The organism is Phormidium pseudopriestleyi FRX01 (assembly GCF_017313335.1).
Taxonomy (GTDB): domain Bacteria; phylum Cyanobacteriota; class Cyanobacteriia; order Cyanobacteriales; family Laspinemataceae; genus Laspinema; species Laspinema pseudopriestleyi.
In genome coordinates this window covers 1-6,576 of sequence record NZ_JAFLQW010000572.1, presented here as the reverse complement: position 1 = coordinate 6,576, position 6,576 = coordinate 1, and the positions used below count along the sequence as shown (strand labels likewise).

At 47.4% G+C, this 6,576-nt stretch carries 7 protein-coding genes and 1 tRNA gene; all 8 read right to left on the bottom strand.

What is annotated here, in order from left to right:
- Positions 1–1,027: TIGR03032 family protein (locus tag J0895_RS21780; protein ID WP_207090091.1), on the bottom strand; the 1,027-nt coding region annotated here is incomplete at its 3' end.
- A gap of 1,360 nt (positions 1,028–2,387) precedes the next feature.
- Positions 2,388–2,777 carry a 50S ribosomal protein L7/L12 gene (gene rplL / locus J0895_RS21775; protein ID WP_207090090.1) on the bottom strand — a complete coding sequence of 130 codons (390 nt, stop codon included), beginning with the start codon at positions 2,775–2,777 and terminating at the stop codon, positions 2,388–2,390.
- A 268-nt stretch (positions 2,778–3,045) separates the two neighbouring features.
- Positions 3,046–3,597 carry a 50S ribosomal protein L10 gene (rplJ, locus tag J0895_RS21770; RefSeq protein WP_207090089.1) on the bottom strand — a complete coding sequence of 184 codons (552 nt, stop codon included), beginning with the start codon at positions 3,595–3,597 and terminating at the stop codon, positions 3,046–3,048.
- 428 nt (positions 3,598–4,025) lie between these two features.
- Positions 4,026–4,742: a 50S ribosomal protein L1 gene (rplA, locus tag J0895_RS21765; protein ID WP_207090088.1), complete on the bottom strand. Its 717-nt coding sequence runs from the start codon at positions 4,740–4,742 to the stop codon at positions 4,026–4,028.
- Positions 4,743–4,869: 127 nt separating this feature from the next.
- Positions 4,870–5,295: a 50S ribosomal protein L11 gene (gene rplK / locus J0895_RS21760; RefSeq protein WP_207090087.1), complete on the bottom strand. Its 426-nt coding sequence runs from the start codon at positions 5,293–5,295 to the stop codon at positions 4,870–4,872.
- Positions 5,296–5,312: 17 nt separating this feature from the next.
- Positions 5,313–5,951 (bottom strand): transcription termination/antitermination protein NusG, encoded by a 639-nt coding sequence (gene nusG, locus J0895_RS21755; RefSeq protein ID WP_207090086.1) that lies wholly within the window; start codon positions 5,949–5,951, stop codon positions 5,313–5,315.
- Positions 5,948–6,232, bottom strand: coding sequence for a preprotein translocase subunit SecE (gene secE, locus J0895_RS21750; RefSeq protein ID WP_242541495.1), 285 nt, complete (start codon positions 6,230–6,232; stop codon positions 5,948–5,950). The genes nusG and secE overlap by 4 nt, the downstream gene beginning before the upstream one ends.
- A gap of 194 nt (positions 6,233–6,426) precedes the next feature.
- A tRNA-Trp gene (locus J0895_RS21745) sits at positions 6,427–6,499 on the bottom strand.
- Positions 6,500–6,576 lie beyond the last annotated feature (77 nt).

Genomic DNA, 6,576 nt, shown 5'->3' with positions numbered 1-6,576 from the left:
TACCAATAGTCACTAATTTACTAATATTTCCGCTTTTAAACCCCAAAGACATCGGACATCTAACTTGGGGTAAAATAGCAACATCATAGAGTTCTGTGGCTTCCGTATCCATATCTAGCCACTCGACAATATCCCCTGTTTTTAAGTTAATAATTAGGATACCACAACGGGCTTCCGCTTCTTTCTGTTGGAGTCTTTCTCCGATTAATAAACCCGAAAAATGATAATCCCTGGGTTTGGATAAACCGACAACCGCAAAATCACCGACAAAAGCTAACCCGCGTCCGTAACCAGGACAGAAGGTAACGGGGATAAATTCACCGTTTTCAATATAGCCAAAATCTCCGGTTCCTGAGTTGATTAACCATAATTTACCTTGATACCATCGAGGGGAGTGAGGCATCGATAAACCACTGGCGATGATATCGTTGGTTTGAATATCAATCACAACTCCCCCATCACCCCGTCGATGTCGCCAACCGGATGCGACATCGGAACGACTCACCGCAGTAACATACCGGGGCACACCGTTAACGGCAGCTAACCCGTTGAGGTGACAGCGATCCTCGGGGGCGAGTTTGCTGATAAAATTGGGTTTCCACAGGGGCGCAAAGCTGTGTTGGGGGTGGAGGGTGGCGACACAGCTATATTCGGTATTGGCAAAAATGATATTACCCTGGGGGTCAGCGATTAGGTCGTGAGTGTCTAAATCTCCGGTGGTATAGGCAATGCGAGGAACGTAGAGGCGATCGTATTTGTCTTGTAAAAGTTCCCCGGTTTCCAGAACGTTTTCAAATCGCCAAATTTGATAGCGAGTGGCGAGGTAGAAACGTTCTGATGTTGTATAAAGTCCCATCGGACGATCAAATTCCCAGAAGGGGGTGAAGATTTGTCCGTTGGGTTGGACGCCAATCAGACACAGGCGGTTGGTTTGGTAGGTAGTAACACCGAGACTGACTTGGTGTTCCTGCAACCACTCTAGGAAGTGGCGGGAGTAGGGAATAGATAGGGTTTTGGGATTAGACATTTGTGGGAGATCTGAAGTGTAATTATGGAGATGCAATAGGAAAAACCGTCATGATGGCGCTTCCTTGTAAGAGGTTTGGAATTCAGTCATGGCAAGGGTTTTCCCAGTGTAACTTCAAGTGGGATAGATCCGGTGGTCTAGGAACTGCGATCGCGGATGTCGGTACAATTCGCTAGTGAAACTGTGACTTTATTTCTTCAGGAATCGGATTCTTTTTTCATCTATTTTTGAGTTCAACAAGATTTCCCGGAACTTTTATACCCCCTGATGTCACCCATCCCGTTACCACTTGGGAAACAACCGATAAACTGATGCGGTTATTCTGGAATAGTGGCACATTATTTTTTTCCTTGATGTGATTTCCGTCACATAATTTCATTGTTTTATGTTTTTGACTTTTTTGTTTTTTTATGGTAATGATTTTTTATCTTAGCAGGCGGGAAGACCTGCGCTCTATCTGTACCCAGATGAGCGACTGTATTCCAGTCAATGTATATTTAGTAGGCTCAATACCTACTAAATATACATTGACTGGAATACTTAGGGTATTCCAAAAAATAAATCATTCCTATTCAGTTTTTAAAGGAGTAGGGTGGGCATTGCCCACCTTCTGTTCGGTGGCTTCACCACCCTACAATTGCTGTTCGGTGGCTTCACCACCCTACAATTGCTTATCGCCAGTAAACCCTATTATAATAAGGGAACTCCAAAAAATAAAATCTTCTAAGAGAGATCCCCCCAACCCCCCTTAAGAAGGGGGCTTTAATAATTAGCCCTGTCAAGGTGTATTTGTAGGGAGGGGCGCAATGAGCCTCAAGAGGGTGATCAGACCAAACCCCTACATCAGAAAAAGAGGGTTTGGAGACCAAACCCCTACCTGAAACAACGATTTTTCGTCCTTACATTTACCACCTTGACAGGGCTAGGCTTTAATAATTCCTTAAGACCTCTAATGCCCGATTTTTTTTATGGAAATCCCTTAGTAATTCGTAACCGAGGGATTGCCCTCATTAGTTAGTACCGATGGATGGTCAGGAAAGGAAACTGTCTGTTCCGGCGATCTAGCGGGGGCTGAAAAGTCTAGCCAAGTGCCGAAATCCCGTAAGGGAACAACCAGAAAATCTAAGAAGTGATTCTTGGAAAAGCCAGCACGCGATCCGCCCAAGCGGTCAGTGTCTGGAGATGTCACGGTACCCACAGAGCACAGGGCGGTGGAGCGACAGATGATGGGGGCGATCGCCCATCCCAACTGAACCAGTCCCTCAAAAAAAATAAGCCCACTCTCATGGACTTATCCAGTAGAGTGGCAAAATAGAATTGATATTCTGCCACTCCTGTATTGATTCCCCAAGGGAAAATCTTACTTGATGCTGACTTTTCCGCCTGCTTCTTCCAGTTGCTTCTTAGCATCTTCCGCAGCATCTTTGGTGATGCCTTCTTTAATCGGTTTCGGTGCAGATTCCACCATATCTTTGGCTTCTTTCAGACCTAAGCCGGTTAAAACGCGAACGACTTTCAGAATCGCAATCTTCTTGTCGGCGGGAACTTCTTCGAGAATGACATCAAATTCAGTCTGCACTTCCACTTCTTCAGCAGGAGCAGCCGCGCCAGGAGCCATCATCATCATTCCGCCAGCAGGTGCAGCGGCACTCACGTCAAAGGCTTCTTCAATTTGTTTGACCAGTTCAGAGGCTTCTAATAAGGTCAGGGATTTTAGCTTTTCGAGAATTTCATCAGTTGCTGTAGACATGAATTGACTCCTATCAAATATCTAAATGGTCATTGGTCATTGGTCATTGGTCATTGGTCATTGGTCACTGGTCATTGGTCATTGGTCATTGGTCATTGGTCATTGGTCATTGGTCATTGGTCATTGGTCACTGGTCATTGGTCCCTTGATTAAAGACAAACGACAAACGACAAACGACAAACGACAAATGACAAACGACAAATGACAAATGACAAACGACAAACGACAAACGACAAATGACAAATGACAAACGACAAATGACAAGCCCCTAAGCGGCTTGGTCTTCGTCGCTGGTGCTGCCGTCTTTGTCGGCATAGGCTTGGAGACCTCGGGCCAGACCCGAAGGAACTTCTTTGATACCCACAGCAATCTTTGTGACCAATGCATTGAGGGCACCGGCAATTTGAGCCATGAGTTGTTCCTTGGATGGCAGGTCGCCGATCGCCTTAACTTCCTCGAAAGTCAGCGCCTTTCCTTCTAATACACCACCGCGAAGTTCACTCTTCTTGGTCGCTTTTTGGAAGTCTTGATACGCCTTAATCGGACCATTCAGGTCATCTTTCAGGAACAAAAAGGCAGAGGAATCTTTGAGGAATTCCTCTAAAGATTGCCAGTTTTCGTCGCCATCAACTGCCCGTCGCATCAAGGTGTTTTTAGCGACTGCACAGGTTGCACCGCTTTCGCGTAGACGCCGACGTAAATCGGTAATCTCCGCCACGGTTAACCCTTTGTAATCAATCACAAGCGTCATCTGAGACTGGCTCAACTCTTGTTTGAGCTCCGTCACCATCGCTTGTTTGTCTGCTAGCGTTTTACCCACTCGTTTTCACCTCCTGATTGGGATGAAGATTAAGAAATTAGAGACATTTGGGAGCCGGAGCATTCATCCCCTGGGAATATGAGTGGAATCTATAGCAGTTCCTGAACAGTCTCTAAAGCCCCTCTCCCTCTTTGGGAGAGGGGTTTGGGGTGAGGGCTGTACAGTATATTCATGAGAACCGCTATATGACTCCTACTGCTCCCCTATCCCCGACCCAATCAAAAACCCCAGCAGGGTAGCCGGGGTTTTGTCAGTTTCCGATGGCAATCTTGTCAAGTCATGACAAGATCAGCACAAGGGGAACGATAACGCAAACCTAAGTAGGAAATTAAGCCCTGTTGGACACCTACTGTCTCCGGCTACTGTGCTATTTAATTGTGGGGTTTGAAGGGATGAATTTTGAGTTTCCTCAAAATTTGAACTCGCGCTTAGGCGGTTTCTGTCAGCTTGATATCTCGCAAGGCACTGATATCGACTTCAATCGATGGACCCATCGTAGAAGTGACATATACACTGCGCCAGTAGCGGCCTTTAGCACCGGAAGGACGGTTGCGGTCAATGCTTTCTTGCAACGCCTTCAGGTTTACTAGGAGATCTTCAGTCGGGAAAGCTGCTTTCCCAAACATGACATGGACGATGCCTGTGCGATCGGCCCGAAATTCTAGTTTACCGGCTTTGAACTCGTTAATTGCTTGACCGAGGTCAAAGGTTACTGTACCACCTTTTGGCGAAGGCATCAACCCCCGAGGACCGAGAAGTTTACCTAATTTGGCCACTTGGGGCATCATGTCCGGGGTGGCAATCAGTTTATCGAAGTCCATTCGCCCTTGTTGGATTTCGGCAATCAGATCTTCAGATCCCGCCAAATCTGCACCGGCCTGGGTGGCTTCGTTCACTTTTTCCCCCCGAGCAATCACCGCAACCCGGACGGTTTGACCCGTTCCTTTGGGTAGGGCCACGGTGGTCCGCAACTGTTGGTCGGTGTACTTGGGATCGATGCCTAAGCGAATGTGGGCTTCGACGGATTCAGGAAATTTGGCTGTAGCGGTCTCTTTTAAAAGGTTGAGCGCCTCTAAGGGTTCATAAGGCCGCTCTTCGACCTTTTTAACCAGTTCTTGTAATCTACGCGAGATTTTTTTGGTCATTTTTCTCTCCTGGGGTCATAGCGAGGCGATGCCTCTGCCCCTTGTATGGGTCACTCGGTTGAGATTCTAAGGAGAAGGAACGCACTAGAAATGCGATCGCCCACTCTTGGAAATCTCTAATCGGTTTCTAGTCGCCGACGGTCACACCCATATTCCGGGCGGTCCCTTCGACAATTTTCATGGCCGCTTCAATGTCATTGGCATTGAGGTCGGGCATTTTGGTTTCGGCAATCTCGCGGAGTTGAGCCCGGGAGATTTCTGCCACTTTCTTGCGATTGGGTTCCCCTGAACCTCTTTCAATCCCTGCTGCCTTGCGAATCAAGACAGAGGCGGGAGGGGTTTTCAGAATGAAGGTGAAACTGCGGTCTTCAAAGACGGAAATTTCTACCGGCACCACGAGACCCGCTTGATCGGCAGTTCTGGCGTTATATTCTTTACAGAACATCATGATGTTCACGCCATGCTGACCGAGCGCAGGCCCGATCGGGGGTGCGGGGTTGGCTTTTCCGGCATTAATCGCCAACTTAATCACCGCAACTACTTTTTTTGCCATTTGCTGTGTTAGCTGCTTTAACTCAATTTGCGGACTTGATTAAACTCCAGTTCGACGGGCGTATCTCGTCCGAAGATAGACAGAAGTGCTTTGAGCTTACTGCGCTCTGGGCTAACTTCTATGACTTCCCCATCAAAATCTTTAAAGGGTCCAGAGACCACTTCAATTTTTTCTCCGGGAGTCAAATAAGTTTTTGCGACTGGCTCGGCTTCGTCCCGTTGCCTGAATATTCGTTGAACTTCCGAATAACTCAGGGGCATGGGTTTGACGTGACCGCGTCCGCGTCCGTAACGGCGTTTTTGTTCTGCCCCCACAAAGTTAATCACATGGGGGGTGTTTTTGACAACCTGCCAGCTTTCATCGTCCATGTCCATTTGGACGAGGACGTAACCGGGGAAGATTTTTTCATCCGTTTGCTGTCTGCTTCCATCCTTGCGAATTTTAAATGCAGCAGCTTGGGGAATCTCGACATGAAAAATCTGATCGCCCATATCAAGGGTTTGAATTCGCTGTTCTAGGGTCGCTTTGACGCGCTTTTCACAGCCCGAGGCAACTTGAACGGCAAACCAACGGCCCGATGATTTGGATTCTTCGCTTTCGTCGGTTTCTGACGGTTCAGTTGGATATTGAGAGTCGTCGTCCGATGCAAACATCATCCGAACACCTGTGTAGCTGCCCAACCGAAAAATTTATCGATGAAATAGATTAAGCTGGCAATTAAGGCGACCATCGAGAGGACGGCCAATGATTCACTAATTACCTGCTGCTGAGATGGCCAAACTACCTTAGCTAGTTCTTCTTTTGTTTCCTGGAAAAACTCTGCGGGATTGAAACCGCTTCCTGTTTCTTGGTCTGCTTCCTTTTGCTTTGCCACAATTGCTTTTCCTCTCCCACTGAACGCAACAACCGGCAGTTCTTTCTTGGCAACAGCTTTCATGCGATCGCCAGTGAATCACGCCACTCCAGATTGGGTGGCTGCACTCGTCGCCGTTCTAGCTTAAACTTTTTCTTGTTCTTCCAATACTTGGTACGAACCACTCAGATGATAATTCTACCCGAAAGTTTTTAGATTGTTTGCTGTTTTTACAGCAGACATACTTTCGGGCAGATATCTTTCGGAAGATGGTTCAGCGCGCCCTGGAGGACTTGAACCCCCGACATCAGGTTTTGGAGACCTGCGTTCTACCAACTGAACTAAGAGCGCACGGGTTGAATCGGCTGGTTAGAGCGATTCACCCATTTCCTATCTTATACCTAAAATTGCGATCGCGTCAACCCACC